Raw genomic sequence first — 24,849 nt, 5'->3', positions numbered from 1 at the left:
GACACAAGAAATTGCAAAAATACACGCTTCTTGAAACACAAATTACATCTTAATATAAATTTTAATAAAATAAAAGAGTGAAATGAAATTTTCATTGTTTTTAATTATTGGCGAAATTATCAAAATAATCAATCTTATTCCCTATATTGCCTTAACAAGCGACAACAGGCATTGTGAAAGCGTATTAATTCATTATGTAGTATCGCATCCTGATTACTTTTTACTTTTTTGAAGTAAAAAGACCATAATTATTATAGCCTAATTCACTACGTCTCGTACAGTTAAAAATTAATTTCTTATAAAATTGCAAAATACAATTATATTGATTTACTTTATTCAGAATCTTCATTATAATTTGAATTACTTTTAAAATTTGAGGTGTCCATATAAATGAAAGATAAATACATATTATTAGCAACTTGTTCAGATAAAGTCGGCATTACGTCACTCATTACCAACATTATTGCTAAACATAATTCAAATATTTTACACCTTGATCATTTTACAGAATATGATAGTGATCAAGATTCAGAAGGTAAATTATATTTAAGATTTGAGTTTGAAAAGGTTGATACATTGAAACAAGCCTTAGAACAAGAGTTGCAAGACAATAATATCGAATTTGAATTATTTGATAATAGTAAAAAAACAAAAATTGCATTATTTGTTTCTAAAGAAGACCATGCTTTTAACGAAGTATTATTAAGAGTACAACGTGGTGAAATTCCTGCCGAAATCGTTTGTGTTGTAAGTAACCATGAAAATAATAAGCATTTTGCTGATGCTTTCAATATTCCTTTCTTCCATGTACCAAGCACACAACCTAAGGAAGAAGTTGAACAAAAAATCTTAGATATATGTGCGCAACATGAAGTAGAATTAATCATTTTAGCAAAATACATGCAAATATTAACAGATAACTTTGTTAGTCACTATCCAAATCAAATTATAAATATTCACCACTCATTCTTACCTTCGTTTATCGGGGCAAACCCTTATAAACAAGCTTGGGAACGTGGTGTGAAACTTGTTGGTGCTACAAGCCATTATGTTACTTCTGATTTAGATGAAGGGCCAATAATTGATCAAGATGTTACACGAATTAACCACAGATATAATGTTAAAGATTTACGTAAAATTGGCCGTCATGTAGAATCACGTGTCTTAGCTCAAGCTGTTGAGTTACATGTACAACATAAAGTTATTGTCACTGAAGGTAACAAAACAATTGTATTTGCTTAAATCTACATTCTAACAATATTAAATATAACACAACTGTTTAATTATGCATTTCACTATTCATTAATTGGAATAAATACATGAGTTGTGACACTGTTTTATAATAAATTGTCTATCTCGCTAGATATTAATATCAATGTCTGGCGAGGTCTTTTTTTATTTAAAATGAATTTCGACATTAAAAACATTGACAACTAAATGATTTAAAGCGCATTCTTTTTAGTAATAATATTGTTTTAGTTAAAATTAATATTTAACTATTTGAAAAAACCTGATAATATAAAAAAATTTTCTAAGTTTAAGCACTATCATATTATTGTAAATCTGTATTTCGTTTGATACATATATGCATAATTATCCATACAATTTTATATTACTTGTTATTGGTCACTTTCAATATATTAGTCTTTTTATAAATATTACTCCCCTTTAACTCGCTTTTTTTACTAATTAAGAAGATTTTAACGACCATTTATACTTAAAATATTTCGTTTATTTTCTATTATGTATTAAACTATTTGAAATATAAAAACCAACCCACTCGATTGCTTTAAGTAGGCTGGTTTAAATTCGTTCTGTCTTATCCTATATCAATTTTTATTATTGAAATTAGCTTGCGTTTCTGATTCTAAGCGTTGTAATATATTTTTATAAATTCTTAAATTATTGCTTTGGTCAATATTTGTAAAGATAGATTGCTTATTAACCGGTTTAACATCATTTGTTCCTTCAACATATGATTTAATTAAAGTCACCAGACTTTTCTCATCATTTACAATATCTCCGAGGAAGGTTTCATGAATCGGTCTTAGAATTCCTTTTCTAAAGAAGCGTTTAACGTCGAAATGATAGAATATTACTGGTTTATTCATATAAGTAAAGTCAAAGCTCACACTGCTATAGTCGGTAATTAGCAAGTCATGTTCAATTAACAATGATTGTACCGTACGTTCACCCAACTCTACATATTTCACTCTAATATGGTTATTCGTTAAGAATAATTTGAAATAATGCTGCGCTCTATAATGTGGATAAAAATTAATTTCTATATTGTTATTTTCAATTAATTGATTTAGATCTCTATTTTTTGTTAAATTCAAATATCTCTCTAAATATTCACTATTTTCAAAGGCAATATCACTATTCAACCAGTCTCTCCATGTCGGCATAATTAATACCTTTTTAATTTGTTGATTATCTTCGTTAATTGGTAGTTCATCAAATCTCGACAATCCTGTCACATATACGTTTTGTGGAGCGTATCCCATTTGATTCACTACAACGTCTTGCTTCTCACTTTCACTACTTACATTAAACATATCAAATGGCAAATCATAGAATGCTTTATGATATTCAACATTTTTACGACCTAACACACCATGCTGTAAAAATACTTTCAATGTATGCTCATAACCATAAAAACCTTTCGCAGGCTTATATGGAAGTACATTTTCTAAATCGTGTGTTGAGATTAATACCTTCGCTTTATTTGCAATTTCAAAGTGTTTCAACGAACCAAACTCTAAAACATTATCATAATCTTTTATTTTTGAATAATCTGCTGATTCCGTATCTATTACATAATAAGCGTCAATATTCGTATATTGCTGCAACCATTTAAAGAACACAATGCCATTATCTTGAGCAGTATCAAATCTTTCAGAAATCAACCAAGTATTATTATCTTTTTTAGCAGCATTCATAACATTCATTTGTTCTTTTGTAATAGAAAATCTCTCTAATTTTATATTTTTGAATGGCGTAATTGTGCTTAAATAAAATACCCTCTCATTTATTGAATCAAATACATGTTGCGAGAAAAATGCATCCTTCTTATAATTAACGGTTCTATATCGTATTTTTTCTTTTCTTACAATTGTGTCCTCTTCTTTTATATTAATAAATAAGTCCACAACAGTTTTTGATTTTGACACTATTTGATCTATTGCTTCATAATCTAATTTTAGTTCAGTCTCACCAACATCAATTTGATATTCAACACAATCATTCGTGTATCTATCTTCAAATGTAAGCGTAAATGTACAATGTGAATACAAATCATCCGCTTTAATGAAGAAATTGATTTTATCATTTTTAATATAGTTTATTCCATTTTTGAAAAAAGGCTTCCTATATAATAATTCAATGCCTCTTTTAGAATAGAATTCCATAATGTAATACTGATTGTTAATACTAATATTTGATTGATAAACGGCCCTATCAGCATATTGTTCGCGTATACTATAAATTACACTTCGTTCCGTATCTCCATCAATTTCAATACCTTCTATATATAGTTTCTTTTTAGATGCATTTTCAGTCAATGTCTCAAAAGGTATTTTCGCTGTTAGATGATCATTAAATGTTCTTACCGGATAAGTTTCAATTGTATGATTTTCATTATTCATTAAAACTAAATTTTCGAATTTAATTATCGGTTCTGTTTCAGTTTTATTAATTTTAACTATATAGCCAGTCTTGTTTGGCGCCTCGTTAATAACAATATTAGAAACGTTCAATATTTTGTGATACACATAGAATTGTCTATCATTTATTTGAATATGATAGTGATATAAATTAAACTCATATTCATCATTAAATTTAACCCTATAGGCAACGTCATCTTTGATTAAAAATACTCGATCAAATTCTTGCATAACAAGGGATTCGATATTCTCAATTGGAATTGTAAATTGAGCGTCACCAATCTGTTTTATATCAATTAAAATATTATCTGATTCTTTTACCAACAGTAATTGGTTGAAATTAATATTTTTGCTCGTATTAAAAATCAAATTGGAACCTTCAATATATGCTCTACTTTTAACATATTTATTTAAAAATAGTTGAGATTCATTGACCTTTTTAATAAACATATCTTTGCCCGTTTTAAATTTACACAGTACGTTATCTAAAGAAAGGTATAACTCATTTTCTACAGTATTCTTAACCCATAACTTTTCATTGTTATAATATAAATTCAATTTCAAAAAAGGCTCATATTCTTGAAATACTAAATCCGCTTTATCCACTTCCATTACTAAATGATTGAGTTTAGCTTTTCGAAATTTAGCAGCAGTCTTTTTATTTTGAACTCTTAGCTCAAAACCTGATTCCTTAGGTAAGATGAAATTTTTATATTTAAAAAGAATTTCAATCTTATGACCTTTATCATATAGATCTATACAATCAAACTTTTTAATTAATAAGTTCTTTACGTTATATAGTATCCCCATTAACATCTCTCCTATTCATATTTAATAATTTAAATATCGTAGTTGCAAAGAGACATAATTTTAATTATCTATATTTCACTTTTATAACTTCCCAGTTACTTCGATGTATAACATGTTTATTCCCGTTATTAAAAGAATTTATATAATATTTTAGTATGAATTAAAATATTCCCTAATTTCAACACAACTAAAATAAAATGTAATATAAAATCATTTTTCAGGACTTTCATCAAAATTTAAAGTTTTATATCCATCAAAATTATATCATTCAAAAATTTATCAAAAACATATATTTTCATATGTGGAAAATGACACTAAAACATATTATCACTATCTCAAATTATTTCCAATACATTTTTTTGTTTTTATAAATGTATACGATGAATATAACGTTTTCATTCAAATGTTCTCTATTAAATATTAATTAAAATAATCAAATTCACTAAAATAAATATAATATTCTTTATTTGTCGAAAGAGCATATAGTACTTCTATGATGTATAAAAATTGGTTTTTATTATTTTTGACCATATTTACTTGTCCACTATCGTTTCGGTATAGCTAGTTAAAGAAACTAACCCTTAATTGTTCAGTGTTTTTAATTTTTAATATCCTATAACATGATTCATATGTCTATTATTTTTGTTCATATGGTACGCAAGAATAGTTTGTCTTCTATACTATTTCATTTGAGTGTCACACTTTACAGAATCTAAAATTTTAACGGTTTATGGAGTTTAAGACCAAAAAAAGCACTCAGATGAATGAATTTATCTGAGTGCTTTTTATTAAATGTTTTCGTGTTTTTGGCTCGCTTTCCTAGGGGGAGCAGCTTCAGCCTCTAGTCTTCTGTCCTGTCCCCTCAGGAGTCACGCCACAATACAATCTAAAAATGATAATTTTACTTTAAGATGCATTAAAAAATAAGACCCTTTCATATAATTTAATAAACACTACACTACTAAATTATCAATACTGCTTATTTTTAACATGCATTGTTAAGTCAATAATACTAATTTGAATGAACTAACATTTTTTCATAATTATTATGCTCTAATTGCGAACATTTACATTTTTTTAAATATAGTAGGTTTTCTTTGTGATGCTCACTAAGTACTTCACATAATAAATTATATGACTTTAATTCTTGCTTTAACTGCTCAAACTCTACTTTTGACCAGTGAAATAGTGCTTCAGCTTCTGCTATAGACATGTGGGTGTAGTATTGATTTTTATTATTTTTAAGCCCTTTTTGAATACTCACTTTTAATCTATCATGTAAAAAAATATATAATTTAAAAGCATTGGTACTCATATTAATGTAATAGTCCGTATACATTAATATTTTTGGTGCTAAACAATAATCTAAGTTATTAGTGTCATTATCCGTATAATATATATTTGACATGGTTTACACCACTTTCTTTAATTTATGAAAAACTTTCCAATAATTTCCCTGTAAAAGCCAACGCTAAAGTCTTCCCTTTAACCAAAATTTGCTGAGCGATTGTTTTATTACTAAATTAATGTTTTGTGGTCTTTCAGCCAATCTCCTCATAAAATAACCGTACCAGTCCTTGCCATAAGGCATATATACACATACTTGGTAACCTTGTTGTGCCAATTGTTGTTGCAGGTTTGTTCTAAATCCATAAAGCATTTGGAATTCAAAATTCGATTTAGAAATTTCATTTTGTTCAATATATCGAATCAACTTAGTTATTAAATCATAATCATGCGTAGCGATTGAGGTAAATTTCCCATCTTGTAGATGTGATTTGCATAATTCTAAATAATTAATGTCAATCTCCTTAGATGTTTGATATGCAACCTTTCCGCTTTCTTTATATGCACCTTTTACAATTCTTAGTCTTAAATACTTATGTTCACGTCGATCCTTTTTTGCTCTTAGTAGAGAGGCTTGAATTACCGTTCCAAAATTATTAAAAACTTGCTCACAGTCATCAATTATTTGCCAGCTTGATTGAATATGACCATAATCTTCCATATCAATATTTATAAAAATATGTGCTTCATTGGCTTTTGCTAAAATGCGCATTAAATTTTGTTTGCAAATTTCTGAATTAATATCTAAACCAATTTGTGTTAACTTTAAAGATATATGAGCATTTAAATTTTGCTCATTTATTCTTTCTATAACTTTAATTATGTGATAAGTGGCATTGTAAGCTTCTGACTCTGAATAGACAAATTCACCTAGATTATCAACAGTTACCGCTATATTTTGTTTATTTAAGCGCACAATATTCATTTCTAATTCATCTAAAGTAGTGCCAGCTATAAATGATTTAATTCCTATTTTTGGTCCCATTTTAGTGGCTAATTTATTTATATTACTATTTTGCGATAATGAAAAGAGACAAGATTTAATAACTGTCATAGAACTACCTCCCTTAATCTTTGAAACAGGTATTTTTTTACTATAAAAAGCTATTAATAAAGATTTTATCTTTATTGAATACATCATATATTAAAAATATGTAAAAATAAAATTTGTGTGAATATATATAACATAAATTGTAATATTTTTTGACATAAGCGTTTCATAAATAAATGAGCGTAACATTTCCTCACACTGCAATTTATTGTGTTGATAAGGTTTTTACATCACCTGACTATTTTAAATCATTGATTTACATCCATTTATCTTGCCAAGTTACAACTTTAAATTATATCGTTAGTTTTTACTCAACGGAGCGTAATTTTCATTGTTATTAAAATTATGAGTACTTTAACATTTCGTACTCAAGAGCGCTTTACAATCTTAGAAAATTTATTTTTGTGGAACAAAAGTATGAGATTTCTACACTTGCTTCGAATTAGTTCTCAGTATTGGATGTGTATCAATACTTTGGTTCGACTTAGCCCTTGGTATGCTTGCTAGTCAATACAAAGTCTAATAAAAAAAGTCAGTAAATGAGTTAATATAAACTCACTTACTGACAAGTTCTCTAGTAGCTTTATTACAAAAACATGTTAAATACTAATATTTCCATATTTAGCTAATACTTTGATCAAAATTATTGATATCTACTCTATTTCCTTTTTGTAATTATTTAACAATAACAAAGAAAATAAAGCATATTTTTATCGTGTCATAACTCATAGAATACACCATTACAGACATGTAATTATATTTAACGTTAATATATACCTACTATTAATTACTAGCAGTTGTGTCACCTGTTGTTAGACCATCTGTTTTCCTAATAGTTAAGACCCTATTTTGGTCCGCTTCATCCTCTTTACCATATTTCACTTTATATACAGAGCCATCATCTTTAACCGAATCTACATTAATATTAATATTTCTAAATCCTAACACTCTTTTTGCAACAGCTTTTGCTTCTGATTCATTTTTAACACCATCACTAAAATCTACTTGATTATCTGTTGCCTTAATATTTTCAATACCTTTAATTTTATTATTTTCGACATATACTTTGATCATAAAATCATTTTGCTTATTGTCGTCAAATGTATATATACCGGAATTATTTATATTAGTAGCTTGACCGTGGTAACTAATAAATGATTGAATCGTTGTCTCTTTAGGAATTACAAAAATATGTCCAACTTTATTATCTTTATATGACACACCTAAATTTCCATATTTCAATACATTTTGATCATTTATTCTACCTATTTTTTCACCCTTACCATATTTCGCTACAATTGATTTTTTACTTGCGCCTATTTCAAAGCCTTTATATCCTTTTACATGATTACGATTCATATAATTATCATGAAAATCTTGAGAAAGTACATCAATTTTTGGTGATGCTACTTTCCTCTTTGGAGTATGATGCTTAGTATCTTCATTATTATGATTTAAACTACCTGCTACAAACCGGTATGCGCCAAATAAAATGCCAATTACAATCAGAAAAAAACAAAGACTTGCAAGAATAATCATTACTAATTTAGTTACGGAATTACTGTTTTTCGAATGTCTTTGCTTTTCATAATTATGTTGTCCTTTATTACTAAATTCATTACGAATATGTTGTTTTTTCACACTTTATGCCCCTTCACTTTTTATATAATAATCATATTATAATCTTACACTTTAATAGGAACAACCTTTGAACGTCTTTATATTTTTATAAATAAATGACGTAATATATATTATTTTTACATTGCATTACTTACATAATAAATTATAATGTTGAATAAAGAATGGAGTTGATTAAGTGATGATGACGAATAAACCAATTATTTCAATCTATGTAGCACTTCAAATTTTTACGACCCAAGCTATTCCTGGAGAATTAATTTTATATTCGGATCATATTAAGTTTAAAGCTTCTGGAATGGTTGAAGGTAATGAAGTTAAAGATACATTCTTGTTGAGTGAAATTAATGAAATACAACTACAAAGAGGCATTATTTTACATAAATTGGTTATTATAGATAACGAAAATGATGTATGGCGGTTTAAACAAATAAATAAATCAGATGCACAGCACTTTATTACTCAATATAAAAAGTTAATGACTAATTAACTTAATCACTATAAGTTTATCCTTTTATTTATAAATACACTTAGTTAATACGATGCAAATTTGTATATAAATGGTTAACTAAAATGAACTCTAATTTCAATTATTGATTTTTTATAATATAATTGTTTATGAAGTTAAACGAAAGTGAGTTTTTAACAATGAATGCAGTTTGGACTGTTTTTAAAGAACATTTTCAAAATGTCTACTTAATAAAAAGATTAGCAGAATTTCAATTACGTATATCTAATCACAGTAATTATTTAGGCATTGCTTGGGAACTGATAAATCCGGCTATGCAAATCGCTGTATATTGGTTTGTCTTTGGTTTAGGCTTTAGAAGTAATCGTCTTATGGAAGGCGTGCCGTTTATTTATTGGCTAATAGTTGGTATTAGTATGTGGTTCTTTGTAAATCAAGGTGTATTGGAAGGAACGAAAGCAATTGCTTCAAAGTTCAATCATATTGCTAAAATGAATTTTCCTATTTCAATCATACCTAGTTATATCGTAGTCAGTCGATTTTATGGACATCTTGGCCTACTAATATTGGTAATGATGATATGTTTCTTTGGAGGTTATCACCCTAGTATTTATACATTACAGTTATTACTCTATGTCCCATTTTCTTTATTATTGACTATGTCAATTGCATTAGTTACATCTACTTTAGGAGTACTTATTAGAGATACTCAAATGGTTATGCAGTCTCTGATGCGAATAATTTTCTTTGTATCGTCTATATTATACTTACCTAATAATGTAATTGTTGAAAAGGTAATGCAATTTAATCCTATTTACTTTTTAGCTGAAGGCTATAGAGCTGCTGTATTACACCATGAATGGTACTTTCTGACTCATTGGCATATCGCTATTTACAATGTAGTGTTAGTACTTATTTTGTTTATTGTAGGATCATTATTGCACATGCGTTATAGAGACCATTTTGCTGATTTTATGTAAGTGTTTTGGCTCAAGGCATCAACTTATCACAAATTACGATATATAAAAATTTATACTAAAACAACTAAACACAAAATAGCGACTTAATTCATTTACTGGATTAAGCCGCTTTTTCTATTTTTTAAACTGAACTAACGATATACAACTTTTATTTCATCTTCATCATAATTATCTATTGAACTCACAAGATAGACATGTGTTTTTAACACTAATTTTTTAGGATTATGTTTTAAATCGTTAGTATTTACTTTAAAGGTAAATGATTGCTTATAGTTTTCCTTTTCACCTATTTTAATTAACTCTTTAATTTCAAACCGTTCAACCTCATTTTCTAAAATTTGAAAATCACTCGTAGCATCGCTATTCTCTATTTTCTCAATTAAAGTCAGTTCAATTTTATCAATCACTTCTTCAGTTGACCCTCCTTTAATATATATTGTTCCAGTTAATTGGCCATGTATATTAAATTTATCCCCTTTTACTTTAGTATCAACCTTTAAGTTACTAACGCCAAAAGAACTTAATAATTTTTCAAACATCGTACATCACCTCACTTTACGCTACCCACTTATATCTCTGTTTAATCAAGGTAGATTTCAACGTGAATTTCTTAATTTTCTTAATTATAAATAAAAACAGACTATGATATTTTAACATCATAGTCTGTTTCAAGTTTGTTTCATAGTTAGCTTTGCTGTTGTTTTTGGCTAACATTTTAAAATACTTTCAATTGTTAACTTAATATGCTACTAGCAAAAGTACATTATGGTTTAGCAGCGCCTTTTACTTTAGCTAGTTTCTTTTCTTCAGAGTTAGATACGATTAGCGCACAAGCTGCATCCCCAGTTATATTTACTGATGTACGTGTCATATCAAGCAGTCTGTCGATACCTAATATTATACCAATAGCAGCAGGGTTTAAATCGACTGCGTTTAATACCATCGCTAACATAATTAAACCCACCCCTGGTACACCGACTGTACCAATTGATGCCACTACTGCCACAATAACAACAGTAATTAATTGTCCGAATGTTAAATTGGCACCTGAAATTTGTGCAATAAATATTGTTGCGACCCCTTGCATAATTGCGGTACCATCCATGTTGATTGTAGCTCCAAGTGGTTGTACAAATGAAGCGATTTCTGGTCTAACTCCCATCTTTTTCGTACAATTCATGGAAACTGGTAAGGCAGCATTCGAACTTGAAGCACTAAATCCAAGTGTAATAGCAGGTATAAAACCTTTAAAAAACTTGGCAGGACTATACTTTCCAAGGAATTTTACCGCTGCACCATAAACGACAAAGAAATGAATTGCTAATGCTAACAACACGATAAAGAAATACATGCCGAGTTGTTGAATTGCACCGAAACCTGCACCAGTGAATGCATGAGCAACCAAACCAAACGTCCCAATTGGGGCAAATAAATTCATAATCATTGTAATTATAAACATCAAGACTTCATTTGTCTGATCAAATAGCCGGTAAACCGCATCAGCTTTAGAACCTACCATAATTATTCCTATACCTATAAATATCGCAAAAGTTATAATTTGCAACATATTTCCATCAGTCATGGCCTGAATTGGATTTTTTGGAAATAGATTAATTAATGTTTGATCAAAAGTTTGCTTTGCTGGTGAATCTTGTGCTTCATTTTGCTTATTTAATGTTTGTTGATAACTTGAAACATCATCACTCTTCAATAATTCAGACTTCCCTGCTCCTGGTTTAAATATAAGTGCAAGTGCGATACCAATAATAATTGCAAGCGCAGTTGTGGTTAAAAAGAATGTTATAGTCTTTAATCCAATACCACCTAATAACTTTGGATCCCCTACTCCAACTACACCTAATACAATAGAAACAAATACGACTGGGACAACTAACATAAATATTAAATTCAAGAAGATTTGTCCAATAACATTAAAAAAGTACTTATCAATATTAGTTACAAATGCTGAACCTTCAAACATATTAAAAATTGATCCTGCAGTGATACCTAATACCAAAGCAATAACAATCCTTAATGAAAGATTTTTTGTTTTCATAGCAACATCCCCTTTGCTTTATTACTCTTCATTATATAGTAAATATACACAAATTAAAGTATTTTTTCAGAAAATTAAAAAAATAAAATTGCATGTTGCTATTTTTCATTTACTAACACTATAATTTAAAAATTAAAACTAACATCATGCTATTACACCCATTCCTATTACTATCAATGTTTGAACAGCATGATAGAATTCAGTATATTATTCCACAAAAAATAATAGTAATTATATACTATTTTCAAATTTTCAAATGCAATATGTTTTGCAAAGTTATATAATCTTAATTATAAAATTAAGAGGAAGTAACTAATATGGGATTAACATTGATGATTTTAGCATTTTTACTATTTTGTTTAGTTATTGCGATTATTGTATTATTATCAATATTTAACTTAACTAATTTAGGTAAAAATTTTGCAATTATTGCACTTATAATTTTAATGATTTCGATTATTTTTCTATATGAAAAAGGGTCTAGTATCAGAAAAACTGAAATTGATCCTCTAGAATATAGTGAAAAATTTTAAGCATTAATATTTTTATTTATCTCATTTCCTTACTAATAAGTAATTGGAAACTAAATCGAATAACCAACAAAAAGTAGTAATCCGTATAAACATTGATGGATTACTACTTTTTCGCTTTCACTTACTGAATATTATTTTTTATAAAATATAGAACAATTTTTAACAAGTATAATTTGTACTTTAAATCAAATTATTTTGCATTGCATAAATGGCAGCCTGTGTTCGGTCTCCTACTTCTAATTTACTAAATATATGACTGACATGTGTTTTTACAGTCTTTTCTGAAACAAATAAGGTTTCTGCAATTTCCTTATTTGTTTTACCTTTAACCATTTCCTTCAACACTTCTGACTCTCTGTTTGATAACTTATTTGTAAAATGTGGTTTTTTCCTTACTGATTCAATAACACTCTGTGCTTGAGGATGAATTATTTTTTCTCCAGCTATAACACTTTTAATCGTTTCAATTAGCTGTTTTGGTTCTACATCTTTCATTTCATATCCATCTGCGCCTTTATCGATTGCTGAAATTACATGTTCATCATCTACATAACTCGTCAATACCAGAATTTTAACTTCTGGATATTGTTGTTTCATAATTTCAGTAATTTCAATACCATTCATTTCAGGCATTACCAAATCTAACAACACTAGATCTGGTAATTCATTTTCCTCCAGATACTTAAAAAATGTATTTCCATCAGAAAATCCACCAATTACTTCTATATCTTCAACTGTAGACAGTAAAAATTCTAATCCTTGTCTTACAATGTGATGATCATCTACTAATATTATACGGTACATGTCTAACTTCCTTTCACATTCGTCAAAGGAACATTGATTTCTATCGTAGTTCCTACTTTGGGTTCAGAAATAATATTTAATTTGCCATCAATTACTTTGGCCCTCTGTCTCATATTACTTATTCCATGAGACTGGTATATATTTGTGGATTGTACATCGAAGCCACAACCATTATCTTTCACTGTTACAACAATATAATCGCCTTGTTGATTTAGTATTAATTCTACAATGTTAGACTTACTATGCTTTTGAGTATTGTTTATTGCTTCTTGAATAATTCTATATAAATTTTCTTCAATCATATTAGGTAAATTAATTAAACCATCAACATGGACCTGTAAATCAATTTGTAATATATCACTATAATTTTTCAACGCGTTAATTAATCCATGTTCTAATCCAACTGGTTTTAATTGCCAAATTAATGCCCGCATCTCATTAACAGCTTGTTGACTCGTTTCTTCTATAACTTTAAAAGCTTGTTTTGAAACAGATTCTTGACTCATTTCATTAGCTGCATGTGCTGTTAACTTTACTGAGAATAACATTTGATTTACCGAATCGTGTAAATCTCTTGCTAATCTATTACGTTCACTCACTCTAGCCGCTTCTTTTTCTTGATCTGTCAATAGTATACGCTTAATTGCAGAACCAATTTGAAAAGCTACAGATTCTAATAATTCCAAGTCTTCCTCACTATAATGACTTGTATGTGGTGTTGCAACATTTAATAATCCAAATAATTCTTCACCTGACCTTAAAGGCACTGTAGCATGATGTGTAATACCATTGGTTTCTTCATGGTATGCATGATTCGCAAGATTAATTCTTGAGCAATTTATAATATTTGAAGCCTTAGTTAAGCGCTTATTATGATAAGCTTTTACACACCAACATGAACCTTCCTTCATATATTTGCAATTATGTTTGGATAACGCTCCCGGTAATTCAATATCTGAAACTAATTCATGTTGTCCTGATTCATCAATAAAGAAAATCCATCCAGTAGTAAAATCACTACCATTTATTAGTGACTTTAGCGCACCATTTAGCATCGTATATGTTTCAGTTTCTTCATTTAAAAACTCTGCAATTTCCTTTAATAATGCCAATCTCGTTGGTTTTTCCATTTAACCATTCCTCTTTTTACGAAATCACTTATATTACCTATTTTATGCTATGACTTGAAATTTACACAAGCATAGCGTTTAAATTAATAGATTTTGAGAAATTGAAAAGATCAATATTTTTAAATAGTCGTATGTGGTATGATTATTAGTGATAAATTGAGGAGGATACTATGAAATTTGAAATCCCAAGTAAATATAATGCATTAACATTAAGAGAAATATTCCAAAGTTTGCATTTACCGAAAAAAGATTTGCACAATTTAAATATGTCAAAAGAAATAACACTAAATGGTGAAGCAGCAACCTTAATGACTAAGGTACAAACTGGTGATATCGCTTATATTCCTACACCAGAAGAAAAGAGTAATTACGTACCTAGTTATCGCTTTGCTCAAATCTATTTTGAGGATGATGATATTGCAATTGTTATGAAACCTAAAGGTGTTAAAACACATCCAAATGATTTAAAAGAAAGTAACACATTGATGAATCATGTTATTTATACTATCAAAAGTGACTATGTAGAGCCTATACATAGATTGGACCAAGAAACAGTAGGATTATTAATTGTTGCTAAAAATCCATTAATGAAGAAAATTCTTGATCGCATGTTGGAAGAAAATGAGATTAATCGTATTTATAAAGCAAATGTTCACAGTCTATTACCAATTAAGCCACAAACGATAGATAAACCTATTGGTAAAGATAAATTTCATTCAAATCGACGTCGTGTTTCACCAACTGGGCAACGTGCTATCACACATATCTTAAGCTCTAAAATGGTTAAAGAAGGCGTTTGTGAATTAGAATTAAAACTAGATACCGGGCGAACACACCAAATTCGTGTTCATCTTGCTGAAATTGGTCATCCAGTAATCGGCGATCCATTATATGGTGACTCTACTTTGAGACAATTACAACTAAATAGTTACAAAATTGAATTTACACATCCACTTACACAAGAACAAATTTCTATTAGCTTAGATGATGAATTATAATTGATTTATTACCTATAAAAATTCAAATATTACTGTGTAGAATAAATTTTCAAACATTAATAATCGACAATTTCTATTAACACACTAAAGAAATTGTCGATTATTTTTGTACAAAAAATTTAGAGCAAATCCAAATTTTCGGATTTGCTCTATTATTCATCGATACTTATTTATGTTCTTACTTTAAGTTAGTAAAGTTATAGCTTAATTTACACTATATAATGTTATTATTTTGGTTCAACCATATCTTCAGGTTTTATCCATGCTTCAAATTGTTCTTCTGTTACATAGCCAGATTGAATTGCTGATTCTTTTAACGTTAAACCTTCTCTATGTGCCTTTTTAGCAATCTTCGCAGCATTTTCATAACCAATATGAGGATTTAATGCTGTAACTAACATTAATGATTGATTTAAATAATTATCAATATTTTCTGCGATAGGTTCAATACCAATAGCACAATTATCATTAAATGTTTGCATACCATCAGCTAATAAATAAATTGATTGTAATGTGTTGTGTAAGATGACTGGTTTGTAGACATTTAATTCAAAGTTCCCTTGTGAACTAGCAATACCTACTGCAGTATCGTTACCCATAACTTGTACAGATACCATTGTTAACATTTCACATTGTGTTGGGTTCACTTTACCAGGCATAATTGATGAACCTGGTTCATTTTCTGGAATCGAAATTTCTGCTAAACCAGCTCTTGGACCTGATGCTAACCATCTAACATCATTAGCAATTTTCATTAAGTCTGTTGCTAAAGCTTTTAATGAACCATGCAATTGTACAACTTCATCATGAGCAGTTAACGCATGGAATTTATTTTCAGATGATACAAATGGATAGCCTGTATTTTCAGAAATGAATTTAGCAACTTTATCACCAAACTCAGGGTGTGCATTGATCCCTGTGCCTACCGCTGTACCACCAATTGCCAGATTTAAAATATGAGCTTTTGACTCACTTAACAATGTTTCACATTTATCTAACATATAACGCCATCCACTTATTTCTTGTCCTAATCTAATAGGTGTAGCGTCTTGTAAATGTGTGCGTCCAATTTTAATAATGTCATTAAATTTTTCTTCTTTTTCTTTAAATGTGTTGCGCAAATTATTTAAAGCGGGTTCTAATTTAGTTTCAACTTCATTATACAATGCGACATGCATTGCAGTTGGAAATGTATCATTAGAACTTTGTGATTTATTCACATCATCATTTGGGTGAATTGTTTCATCGCTACCATTCTCTTTTAAATAAGCATTAGCCACAAAACTTACAACTTCATTGACGTTCATATTGCTTTGTGTACCACTTCCCGTTTGCCATACAACTAGAGGGAAATGTTCATCTAATTCCTTGTTTAAAATACGATCGCAGGCATGTACGATTGCATCTTTTTTAGCATCAGAAATTTTTCCTAATTCGTGATTTGCTAAAGCAGCACCTCTTTTAAGTTGTGCAAATCCGTATACGACTTCAATAGGCATTTGCTCTTTACCTACTGGGAAATTACGTTTACTTCTTTCTGTTTGTGCACCCCAGTATTTATCTGCAGGTACTTCAATTTCACCAAATGTATCATGTTCAATTCTTACTGACATTACAAATTCTCCCCTTTATCTTTACTATGTTCAATTGTAGTATATCATTATTTAATTTACTGGGGCAATCGTATTATATAGCGTTTTCATAAACTTTTAATTTGCATTTAATCTCTACTATAAATTCTAGATTTCACTGTAAAAAAAACGCTATTTACATTTGAATATGTAAATAACGCTGTTTATTTATTCGCTATCTTTAACTATTTGTATATCTTTAAAATGCGCTTTTGCAGCTTGAATAACACCAATCGCAGTAAGAATTAACAATATTGCACCTATAATCATCGTTGCTGGACTAATCAAGACTAACATGCCTAATATCCCATCTAAACTGTTATAAAATGAACCCAGCGGTTTAAATAAAACCACAGTGACTAAAATACAACATATCACACTAATAATGACTCCAGTTTGATTACTTTTTACAAAGGTTGAAGCATTTACTTGATCAACTAATCCCTTTGATAAATTAATTTGTAACTTTATTATTTTGAATAATATTGGTAAATATAGTGCGCCTATTGCCATAGGAAACCCTTTAATTGAAATTAAACTTATAATGGCTGCACTAATCATAAAAACTTTCCAATACTTACTTAACATAGTACGTATCTCCTTATAATAAATCGAATTGCTCTAATCATAACATATTCAAATTTAACATTGCATAACTTTTTTAGGAATGAACGAGGTCATAGCCAACAAATAAAAATCCTACCAACATAAAAGTTAGTAGGATTTAGTTCATTTTATTAACAAAATATCAGTTAAACTAGTAATTAATGAGCATCATCAGATAAATCTGAACGCACCTTTGAATCATGAGATTGATTTAACTTCTCTTCATCATTTTGTTCAGATATTTGTTCCATTTCTTTTCCTAATTCAACAACATCTTCGTAATCATCAACCATTTCATTATCTGCTTGATGTTCTAGTTTTTTTGAAAATTTATTTTTGTCGGTCATTTCCATCACCCATTTATACTTTTAAGCAAAACGTGCAGTAAAGTAGTGTCTAACATCCTCAGGTAGACCTTGAGCTGCCGCTTCATCTAAAACGACATTTACCATTCTATGTGCTTTTAAATCTGAAGGTTCGAAACTTGTTTTACCATTTTCTTCATATAGTTTATGCACTAATTCTTGCTTCTCACTACCTGTTATTACTAAAATAATTTCACGTGCAGAGAATAAACCTTGTCTAACACTAATATCTAAATTACCATTTGTATCAATAGATAATACTTGTGTGATAAGTTTACCTTTGTTTTCTTTCGTTTTAATTTTGTCACCAATAAATGATTCTGTATCCTCATTAAAAGATACTTCATAAATTTGACCTTCTGGTACGCCTAAAGCTTCATAAAATGATTTATTGTTGTCATAATCTAAAATATTAATTTGACTAAAATCAACTGCATGTTTATCTACATTCTTTTTCAATTCATCTAATACTGGTGAATTATCTTTAGAAAGGTGTACACCTGCAATTGTTGTAGGATTGTTGTTAAATTGCTTTCTTAAAATATCTGCTGTATATTCAGCTACAATGTTTTCATTTTTTAAAATTTTAAAATTCATTGCCATAGTAATTACACTCCTCTTATTCTATTCAGACACGTTCTAGCATTATTTTTTATTACCCTTGTTGTTACAGTCATAAACAACCTTGAATACCTTCAAAAAATTTCATTTATAAAAATTTTCAAAGTCTTACGTCTATTATACAAATGTCGAGCAATATTTTCATTCATTTACTAAAATTATTAAATTAAATCAGGAAAATTTTGTTGTCTTAATGCTTCGTAGATTAATAATGAAGCTGTATTAGATAAATTTAATGATCTAATATTGTCATTCATTGGAATACGCAACGCCGTTTCATGGTATTCTTCCTTAACCCAATCGGGCAAACCAGTTGTTTCTCTTCCAAAAATAAAGAAATGATCTTTTTCAATATCTGTAAAGTCAAAATCAGAATACGTCTTCTTGCCAAACTTTGTTATTAAATAGTATGTACCTTCTGTTGACTCAAAAAATGCCTCAATACTTTCATGATAAGTAATATTGACTGAATCCCAATAATCAAGCCCTGCACGCTTTAGCATTTTATCGTCTGTACTAAATCCCAATGGCTTAATTAAGTGTAAGTTTGTGTACGTACCAGCACAAGTTCTTGCAATACTCCCTGTATTACCTGGTATTTCTGGTTGAAATAATACAATATGATTTGTCATTCTGTTATTCGCTCCTCATTTCCAGTCCTTTTATCATTTCTTGTTGGACTTCTTCAATTTCTTTGTCATAATGTGCTTCTATAAAAGGTCTAGCTAGTTCTCCTTGTATTTGGCCAATCGCCCAATATGCCGTTGCACGAATCATTGGTCTTGGATCCTCAAGCGCAACATCTTGTAATTCAGGTATAGCAGACTCTTCCTTAAAATGTGCTAATGCAATAATTGCATTTCTTTGTATTGGTTTTTTACCTCTCCACGCTCCAGCTAGATGACCATAAGTATTATTAAATTCTTTATTACTCATTTTCAATAACGGTACAAGTCTAGGCTTTAATATTTCTGGTTCTAGCACAATATCATCATGCTGTGTATTAATGCCTCTATTTCTAGGACAAACTTGTTGGCACGTATCACAACCATATAAGCGATTACCTATTTTATAACGATATTCATCCTGCAAATAACCTTTTGTTTGAGTCAAAAAGCTGATACATTTTTGACTATTCAGCTGTCCATCTCCTACAAGTGCACCAGTAGGACATCGATCAACACATAGCGTACATTCGCCACAACTGTCTAGCAGTGGATCATCAGGTTCAAATGGAATACTAACTAACATTTCTCCTAAATAAGTCCAAGTACCCAAATCAGGATTAATAACAAAGCCGTTTCGACCAACGTAACCTAAGCCTGCTCTTTCTGCAACTGCTCTATCAGATAAGACACCCGTATCAACCATTGATTTGATTTCTACATCTTTCACTCTTGACTGTAAATATTCCGATAATTTATCTAACCTATTACGCATAATAGAATGATAATCTTGTCCCCAAGATGCTCGTGCAAACATACCTCTTCGATCTCCTCGAACACTTTTTGGAGCACCTTTTAATTTATTTGGATATCCAACAGCAATCGCAATGATAGATCTTGCAGTAGGTAACGTTAACTTTGGTTCTGTTCTTAAATTAATATCTGATTCTTCAAACCCAGATGCATAACCTTTAGCATGGTAATCTACAAGCTTTTGTTTCAGTTCATCAAAAGGATCTGCCGTCGTAAATCCTATACTATCTATACCAATTGAATGTGCATAGTCAATAACATCTTGCTTTAATTGCTTTAAATCGATTTTTTACACCCCACATCAAAACATACATCCTACATTTTAACATAATCGTATCAAATTGAACGTCTATAAATCTCACTTTATTAAAATTTATAATAAAAAAATAGTTAATACTTGGTCTAGAATTAAACCTGTGTATTAACTACTTTTTATTTAACTTATAGAACACGCGCTAAAAAGTTTTTAGTTCGTTCGTGCTGCTGATTTTCAAATATTTCATGTGGATTACCTGATTCGACGATGACACCATCAGCCATAAAGACTACTTTATCACTGACATCTCTTGCAAAGTTCATCTCATGCGTTACAACAACCATAGTCATGCCTTCTTTTGCTAGATCTTTCATAACCTTCAACACATCACCAACTACTTCTGGATCGAGGGCTGATGTTGGTTCATCAAATAATAATACTTCTGGATTCATTGCCAACGCTCTCGCAATAGCTACCCTTTGTTTCTGTCCACCTGACAATTGTGCTGGATAAGCATCTGCTTTATCTTCTAATCCAACTTTTTTCAATAATGCTTGTGCCTCCTGTTTCAAATTGGCCTGTGAACCTTTTTTTAATAAACTAGGTGCTAAAATTATATTATCTATGACCTTCTTATGTGGAAATAAATTAAAGTTTTGAAACACCATACCCATTTGTTGTCTTAATTTTTCTAATTCTGTATGTTTACTATTTAATTTATTTTCTTTAAAAAGTACATCTCCACTCGTTGGTGTCTCTAATAAATTCATACAACGTAACAAAGTACTTTTACCACTACCAGAGGGACCAATAATCGCTACAACTTCACCTTTATCTATTGTTAAATCAATACCTTTTAATACTTCGTTTTTTCCAAAAGATTTATATAAGTTTTTAATATTAATCACTGACTTTCAATCTCCCTTCGAAGAAATACATTACTCTAGATAACGTAAACGTAAGTATAAAGTATAAGATAGCTGCTACAATTAAAGGTGTGAAAGGATCGAATGATGCACCTTGAACTACTTGTGCGTTAAACATAATCTCACTAACACCAATTACTGATACAATTGATGATTCTTTAATAACAGTTACAAATTCGTTACCTAATGCAGGTAATATATTCTTTATCGCTTGAGGTAAAATAACGGACTTCATTGTTTGACCGTAACTAAGCCCTAAACTACGTGCTGCTTCAGTTTGTCCCTTATCAACTGCATTGATACCTGCTCTAATAATTTCTGCAATATAAGCTGAACAGTTAATCACTAGCGCAATCATCCCACAAATTAAAGCTGAAATATCTAAGCCTAATACTGCAGTAGTACCAAAATACACTAAAAATACTTGTACTAATAAAGGTGTACCTCTTAAAAATTCTATATACGCAGAAGCTAACCATCTTAATGGTTTCACTTTGCTCAATTTAAGCAACGCAATCATTGCTCCAAATACTGTACCTAACAACACTCCTACAATTGATATTAATATTGTGTTTTTAATCCCTTTTAGGAAGAAACTACCATATTTTGTAATGAAGTTCCCATCATCTTTTTTCATAGCTTCTGCTGCTTTTTCTTTATAATCTGCAATTAATCCTTTATCTTTAACATCTTTTATTGAACTATTTAATTTATTCATTAATACTGGTGAATTTTTTGGAACTGCAATAGCTGTATTCTTCGTTCCTTCATTAAATTTGACTCCATCAGCAAATTGTAAATCATTATTCTGTTTCAAATAAGCTTCAGCTACTGGTCCTTCGATTACCATACCATCAACTTTCCCACTTTTAAGTGACATGATAACTTCAGGTACTCTTGTTAATGATTGTACTTGCGCATTTTCAATTTCATTTTGAGCAATTGTTTCTTGCTGTGTTTGCTTTTGCACACCTATCTTTTTATTAGCAAAATCATCTATCGTTTTAAGATGATCAGCTTCTGACTTTTTAATAATCATCTTTTGAGTAACTGACATATAAGGATCAGAAAAATCCAATTCTTTCTTTCTCTCCGGTGTTGGTGTCATCCCAGAAATAATTAAATCAATTTTCCCTGTTTTGATAGCACCTAATAAACTATCAAATTGCATATTTACAATCTTTAATTTTAAATTATTATCTTTTGCTATTTTCTTTGCTAATTCTATATCAATTCCTGCATATTCACTTTTGCCATTTACATTATGTTCAAATTCATATGGCGCATAGTCTGCAGATAGCCCCACTCTTAATTCTCCACGCTTTTTAATTTTTTCCCAATGATCATCTTGTGCTGCTTGTGCCTCAGGATTTATGTAGGTAAAAATTGCGCTTACGAATACAACAAAGACTAACATAAGCTTCCCTAGTTGTTTCATATTCTAAACCCCTCTCTATATAATTTATTATTATACACATTAACGTAATATTATTCAATATTAATTTTTAATTAACGCTAACTACAGCCTATATAAAATAAAAATGAGTTAATATGCAATATTTGTGTATAAAAAAAGGTCTAATTTATTAAATTAGACCTTATAATACTAACTTTTAGGAATTTCAAATTTATATATTTCATCTGTATAGCTATGAATAAACTTTTTACATAATTCATGTACAAAGAATGCTGAAACAAAAGGAATTATTAAGTATCCAAAGATTAATAACACAATATTCATTGTTGGGTCTCCAGACATCCTATTAAAAGCATTTATCGGACCTACTAAACCAGTATATCCAAATCCTGCCGACATAGGTGTTCCTTTTATTCCAATAAAGTAAGCTACAATACCACCTATAACGCCGTTTATGATTAAAGGTATTGCAATGATTAAATGTTTAAAGTAAACAGGAATCATCATTTTTGCTGCTCCGATGATTAGTACTAAATTTACACCGGCAGCATTTACTCTCAATGATCCAAATAAAAACGTCACACATGCTGCTACAATACCCATATTTGCTGCTCCACTACCTAATCCAGATAAACCTATCGCAGTTGCAATAGCAACAACAGAAATTGGTGTAACCATTAATAATGAATAAGTAACACATATCAATATAGACATAATCAAAGGATTAAATTCAGTAAATGTACTAACAACATGGCCAATACCCTTTGTAACCTTTGAAACATAGCCTAATGTATAAAGTCCTACAACTCCACTAATTACAGGAATCAAAACTGGGAGTATCAACATCTCTAGTGATCCTAGTTTATTTTGTAAAATTAAATATAAAAAACACGCTACAATAACTACTAAAATCGTATTAATAATATCCCCTATACCATTTAAAACGAAACCATTTGAAGTAACTTTAACAGCACCACTACCTAACATTGCTGAAACACCTATCATAGCTGCTCCAGGACCATTAAATCGGAATTGATGCGCTGCCAAAATACCAATAATAAATGCCATAAAAGACTGTATTAATACAACGAGTTGATAAATACTTTCTAATAATTGATTACCTTCTTTAAAGAATTTAAGTAATTCACCTAATAAGGCATTTGGTATTAATGCAATAACAACACCAGTACCTACAGCCTGTAATATATTACTAAAAAACTGTTTTCCACTATGATTACTCGTTTGTTTTGACATATTTTTTCCCATCTAATATTCTTCCTCCAAATATAACAATAGACTTATAATATTATATTTTACATCAAACCACAATATTTACTTTTAAGATTAATTTAATGTGAAAAATCCAGCTATACAACAAATAAAATGCCGATCTACTTGAGTAGATCAGCATTATTTAAAATAGATTTCAATTGAAGTTAAAAGGATTTAAAAAAATCTCACTTCAACATTATATATTTAAACGATATAGTATCTTCGAAGATAATTGTGAGTCATCAACTAGTTGTTCATTAATTATATTGTTCTTTTTATTCGAAAGTTTAACAGAAATATAATCGCCCACATGCATACTTTCTTGCAAATCATCAGACACTCTTAGATGCTCAATAATATCTCCTTTGTCACTAACTAAATTACTAACAATGCCCTGATTATTTTCAACCTTACCATAATAGATTGTAGATTTATCATCTAGTAAAAATATAAATAACAACACAATTATAAATATTAATAAAAAATAACCGATTATCATAGATGTTCTCATCATAAGCTGTCACCTCAAATTATTATATTAACTGAGTTGTGATAAAAATAAATCAGACTAAAGCATTATAAAATAGCTCTTATATCCATAAAGTGACCAAAATATTTGAATTTTATTTATAGTAAAGCAATGTATAAAAAAAGAACCCCTTTGTTAAGGGGTTCTCTATTACCGTTGATGGCTAATGTTAGCCTAGTTATACCGGCGGTCGGGGTCGAACCGACACTCCAATGAAGGAACGGGATTTTGAGTCCCGCGCGTCTGCCAATTCCGCCACGCCGGCCT

General features: G+C 29.6%; 23 protein-coding genes and 1 tRNA gene. 5 read left to right on the top strand and 19 right to left on the bottom strand.

Going from position 1 to position 24,849, the window contains the following annotated elements; all coding sequences use genetic code 11:
• The first annotated feature begins 390 nt into the window (after window positions 1–390).
• Window positions 391–1,242: a formyltetrahydrofolate deformylase gene (gene purU, locus SH09_RS12755; RefSeq protein WP_042740020.1), complete on the top strand. Its 852-nt coding sequence runs from the start codon at window positions 391–393 to the stop codon at window positions 1,240–1,242.
• Window positions 1,243–1,829: 587 nt separating this feature from the next.
• Here purU and SH09_RS12750 read toward each other — a convergent pair.
• The 4 genes from SH09_RS12750 to SH09_RS15835 form a co-directional block, all read right to left on the bottom strand.
• Window positions 1,830–4,475 carry a CDP-glycerol glycerophosphotransferase family protein gene (locus tag SH09_RS12750; protein WP_042740019.1) on the bottom strand — a complete coding sequence of 882 codons (2,646 nt, stop codon included), beginning with the start codon at window positions 4,473–4,475 and terminating at the stop codon, window positions 1,830–1,832.
• A 1,012-nt stretch (window positions 4,476–5,487) separates the two neighbouring features.
• Complete coding sequence (locus SH09_RS12745) at window positions 5,488–5,883, bottom strand: replication initiator protein A (protein ID WP_042740018.1); 396 nt, start codon at window positions 5,881–5,883, stop codon at window positions 5,488–5,490.
• Window positions 5,884–5,946: 63 nt separating this feature from the next.
• Window positions 5,947–6,876, bottom strand: coding sequence for a proline dehydrogenase family protein (locus tag SH09_RS12740; RefSeq protein ID WP_042740017.1), 930 nt, complete (start codon window positions 6,874–6,876; stop codon window positions 5,947–5,949).
• 780 nt (window positions 6,877–7,656) lie between these two features.
• Window positions 7,657–8,514: a hypothetical protein gene (locus SH09_RS15835; protein ID WP_052495454.1), complete on the bottom strand. Its 858-nt coding sequence runs from the start codon at window positions 8,512–8,514 to the stop codon at window positions 7,657–7,659.
• A gap of 178 nt (window positions 8,515–8,692) precedes the next feature.
• Between SH09_RS15835 and SH09_RS12730 the strand changes: the two genes are divergently transcribed.
• Window positions 8,693–9,001, top strand: coding sequence for a hypothetical protein (locus SH09_RS12730; protein ID WP_052495453.1), 309 nt, complete (start codon window positions 8,693–8,695; stop codon window positions 8,999–9,001).
• A 158-nt stretch (window positions 9,002–9,159) separates the two neighbouring features.
• Window positions 9,160–9,960: an ABC transporter permease gene (locus tag SH09_RS12725; RefSeq protein WP_042740016.1), complete on the top strand. Its 801-nt coding sequence runs from the start codon at window positions 9,160–9,162 to the stop codon at window positions 9,958–9,960.
• A 131-nt stretch (window positions 9,961–10,091) separates the two neighbouring features.
• On the opposite strand, the gene SH09_RS12720 is transcribed toward SH09_RS12725, so the two are convergent.
• Both SH09_RS12720 and SH09_RS12715 read right to left on the bottom strand, forming a co-directional pair.
• Complete coding sequence (locus SH09_RS12720; protein ID WP_042740015.1) at window positions 10,092–10,499, bottom strand: sporulation protein; 408 nt, start codon at window positions 10,497–10,499, stop codon at window positions 10,092–10,094.
• A 224-nt stretch (window positions 10,500–10,723) separates the two neighbouring features.
• Window positions 10,724–12,016, bottom strand: a complete 1,293-nt coding sequence (locus SH09_RS12715; RefSeq protein WP_042740014.1) for a dicarboxylate/amino acid:cation symporter — start codon at window positions 12,014–12,016, stop codon at window positions 10,724–10,726.
• Between the two features lie 317 nt (window positions 12,017–12,333).
• On the opposite strand from SH09_RS12715, the gene SH09_RS12710 reads away from it, so the two are divergent.
• A complete protein-coding gene (locus SH09_RS12710) occupies window positions 12,334–12,549 on the top strand; it encodes a hypothetical protein (RefSeq protein WP_042740013.1) in 216 nt (71 codons plus the stop codon).
• Between the two features lie 180 nt (window positions 12,550–12,729).
• Here SH09_RS12710 and SH09_RS12705 read toward each other — a convergent pair whose 3' ends face one another.
• Both SH09_RS12705 and SH09_RS12700 read right to left on the bottom strand, forming a co-directional pair.
• Window positions 12,730–13,353: a response regulator gene (locus SH09_RS12705; RefSeq protein ID WP_042740012.1), complete on the bottom strand. Its 624-nt coding sequence runs from the start codon at window positions 13,351–13,353 to the stop codon at window positions 12,730–12,732.
• 2 nt (window positions 13,354–13,355) lie between these two features.
• Window positions 13,356–14,483: a GAF domain-containing sensor histidine kinase gene (locus SH09_RS12700; RefSeq protein ID WP_042740011.1), complete on the bottom strand. Its 1,128-nt coding sequence runs from the start codon at window positions 14,481–14,483 to the stop codon at window positions 13,356–13,358.
• A gap of 170 nt (window positions 14,484–14,653) precedes the next feature.
• Between SH09_RS12700 and SH09_RS12695 the strand changes: the two genes are divergently transcribed.
• Window positions 14,654–15,481 (top strand): RluA family pseudouridine synthase, encoded by an 828-nt coding sequence (locus SH09_RS12695; RefSeq protein WP_042740010.1) that lies wholly within the window; start codon window positions 14,654–14,656, stop codon window positions 15,479–15,481.
• A 227-nt stretch (window positions 15,482–15,708) separates the two neighbouring features.
• Here the strand turns inward: SH09_RS12695 and fumC are convergent, their stop codons facing one another.
• The 11 genes from fumC to SH09_RS12640 form a co-directional block, all read right to left on the bottom strand.
• Window positions 15,709–17,094: a class II fumarate hydratase gene (fumC, locus tag SH09_RS12690; protein WP_042740009.1), complete on the bottom strand. Its 1,386-nt coding sequence runs from the start codon at window positions 17,092–17,094 to the stop codon at window positions 15,709–15,711.
• Window positions 17,095–17,280: 186 nt separating this feature from the next.
• A complete protein-coding gene (locus SH09_RS12685) occupies window positions 17,281–17,700 on the bottom strand; it encodes a hypothetical protein (RefSeq protein ID WP_042740008.1) in 420 nt (139 codons plus the stop codon).
• Window positions 17,701–17,876: 176 nt separating this feature from the next.
• Window positions 17,877–18,065 carry an SAS053 family DNA gyrase inhibitor gene (locus SH09_RS12680; RefSeq protein ID WP_042740007.1) on the bottom strand — a complete coding sequence of 63 codons (189 nt, stop codon included), beginning with the start codon at window positions 18,063–18,065 and terminating at the stop codon, window positions 17,877–17,879.
• 21 nt (window positions 18,066–18,086) lie between these two features.
• A complete protein-coding gene (locus SH09_RS12675) occupies window positions 18,087–18,686 on the bottom strand; it encodes a sugar phosphate isomerase family (protein ID WP_042740006.1) in 600 nt (199 codons plus the stop codon).
• A 179-nt stretch (window positions 18,687–18,865) separates the two neighbouring features.
• Window positions 18,866–19,336 (bottom strand): tRNA (uridine(34)/cytosine(34)/5-carboxymethylaminomethyluridine(34)-2'-O)-methyltransferase TrmL, encoded by a 471-nt coding sequence (gene trmL, locus SH09_RS12670; protein WP_042740005.1) that lies wholly within the window; start codon window positions 19,334–19,336, stop codon window positions 18,866–18,868.
• Between the two features lie 4 nt (window positions 19,337–19,340).
• Window positions 19,341–20,468 carry a tRNA epoxyqueuosine(34) reductase QueG gene (queG, locus tag SH09_RS12665; RefSeq protein ID WP_042740004.1) on the bottom strand — a complete coding sequence of 376 codons (1,128 nt, stop codon included), beginning with the start codon at window positions 20,466–20,468 and terminating at the stop codon, window positions 19,341–19,343.
• A gap of 155 nt (window positions 20,469–20,623) precedes the next feature.
• Complete coding sequence (locus SH09_RS12660) at window positions 20,624–21,346, bottom strand: amino acid ABC transporter ATP-binding protein (RefSeq protein WP_042740003.1); 723 nt, start codon at window positions 21,344–21,346, stop codon at window positions 20,624–20,626.
• Window positions 21,339–22,802 (bottom strand): ABC transporter substrate-binding protein/permease, encoded by a 1,464-nt coding sequence (locus SH09_RS12655; protein ID WP_042740002.1) that lies wholly within the window; start codon window positions 22,800–22,802, stop codon window positions 21,339–21,341. The genes SH09_RS12660 and SH09_RS12655 overlap by 8 nt, the downstream gene beginning before the upstream one ends.
• Window positions 22,803–22,970: 168 nt before the next feature.
• On the bottom strand, window positions 22,971–24,035 hold the full coding sequence (locus tag SH09_RS12650; protein WP_042740040.1) for a PTS transporter subunit IIC: 1,065 nt from the start codon (window positions 24,033–24,035) through the stop codon (window positions 22,971–22,973).
• A gap of 214 nt (window positions 24,036–24,249) precedes the next feature.
• Entirely contained in the window at window positions 24,250–24,567 is a 318-nt protein-coding gene (locus tag SH09_RS12645; protein ID WP_119198946.1) for a hypothetical protein, read from the bottom strand.
• Between the two features lie 196 nt (window positions 24,568–24,763).
• A tRNA-Leu gene (locus SH09_RS12640) sits at window positions 24,764–24,847 on the bottom strand.
• Between the last annotated feature and the right edge of the window lie 2 nt (window positions 24,848–24,849).

The organism is Staphylococcus gallinarum, from assembly GCF_000875895.1.
In the GTDB taxonomy this organism is placed as follows: Bacteria; Bacillota; Bacilli; order Staphylococcales; family Staphylococcaceae; genus Staphylococcus; species Staphylococcus gallinarum.
Note: the sequence above shows the minus strand (reverse complement) of the source record. Positions and strands in the feature narration are given on the sequence as shown.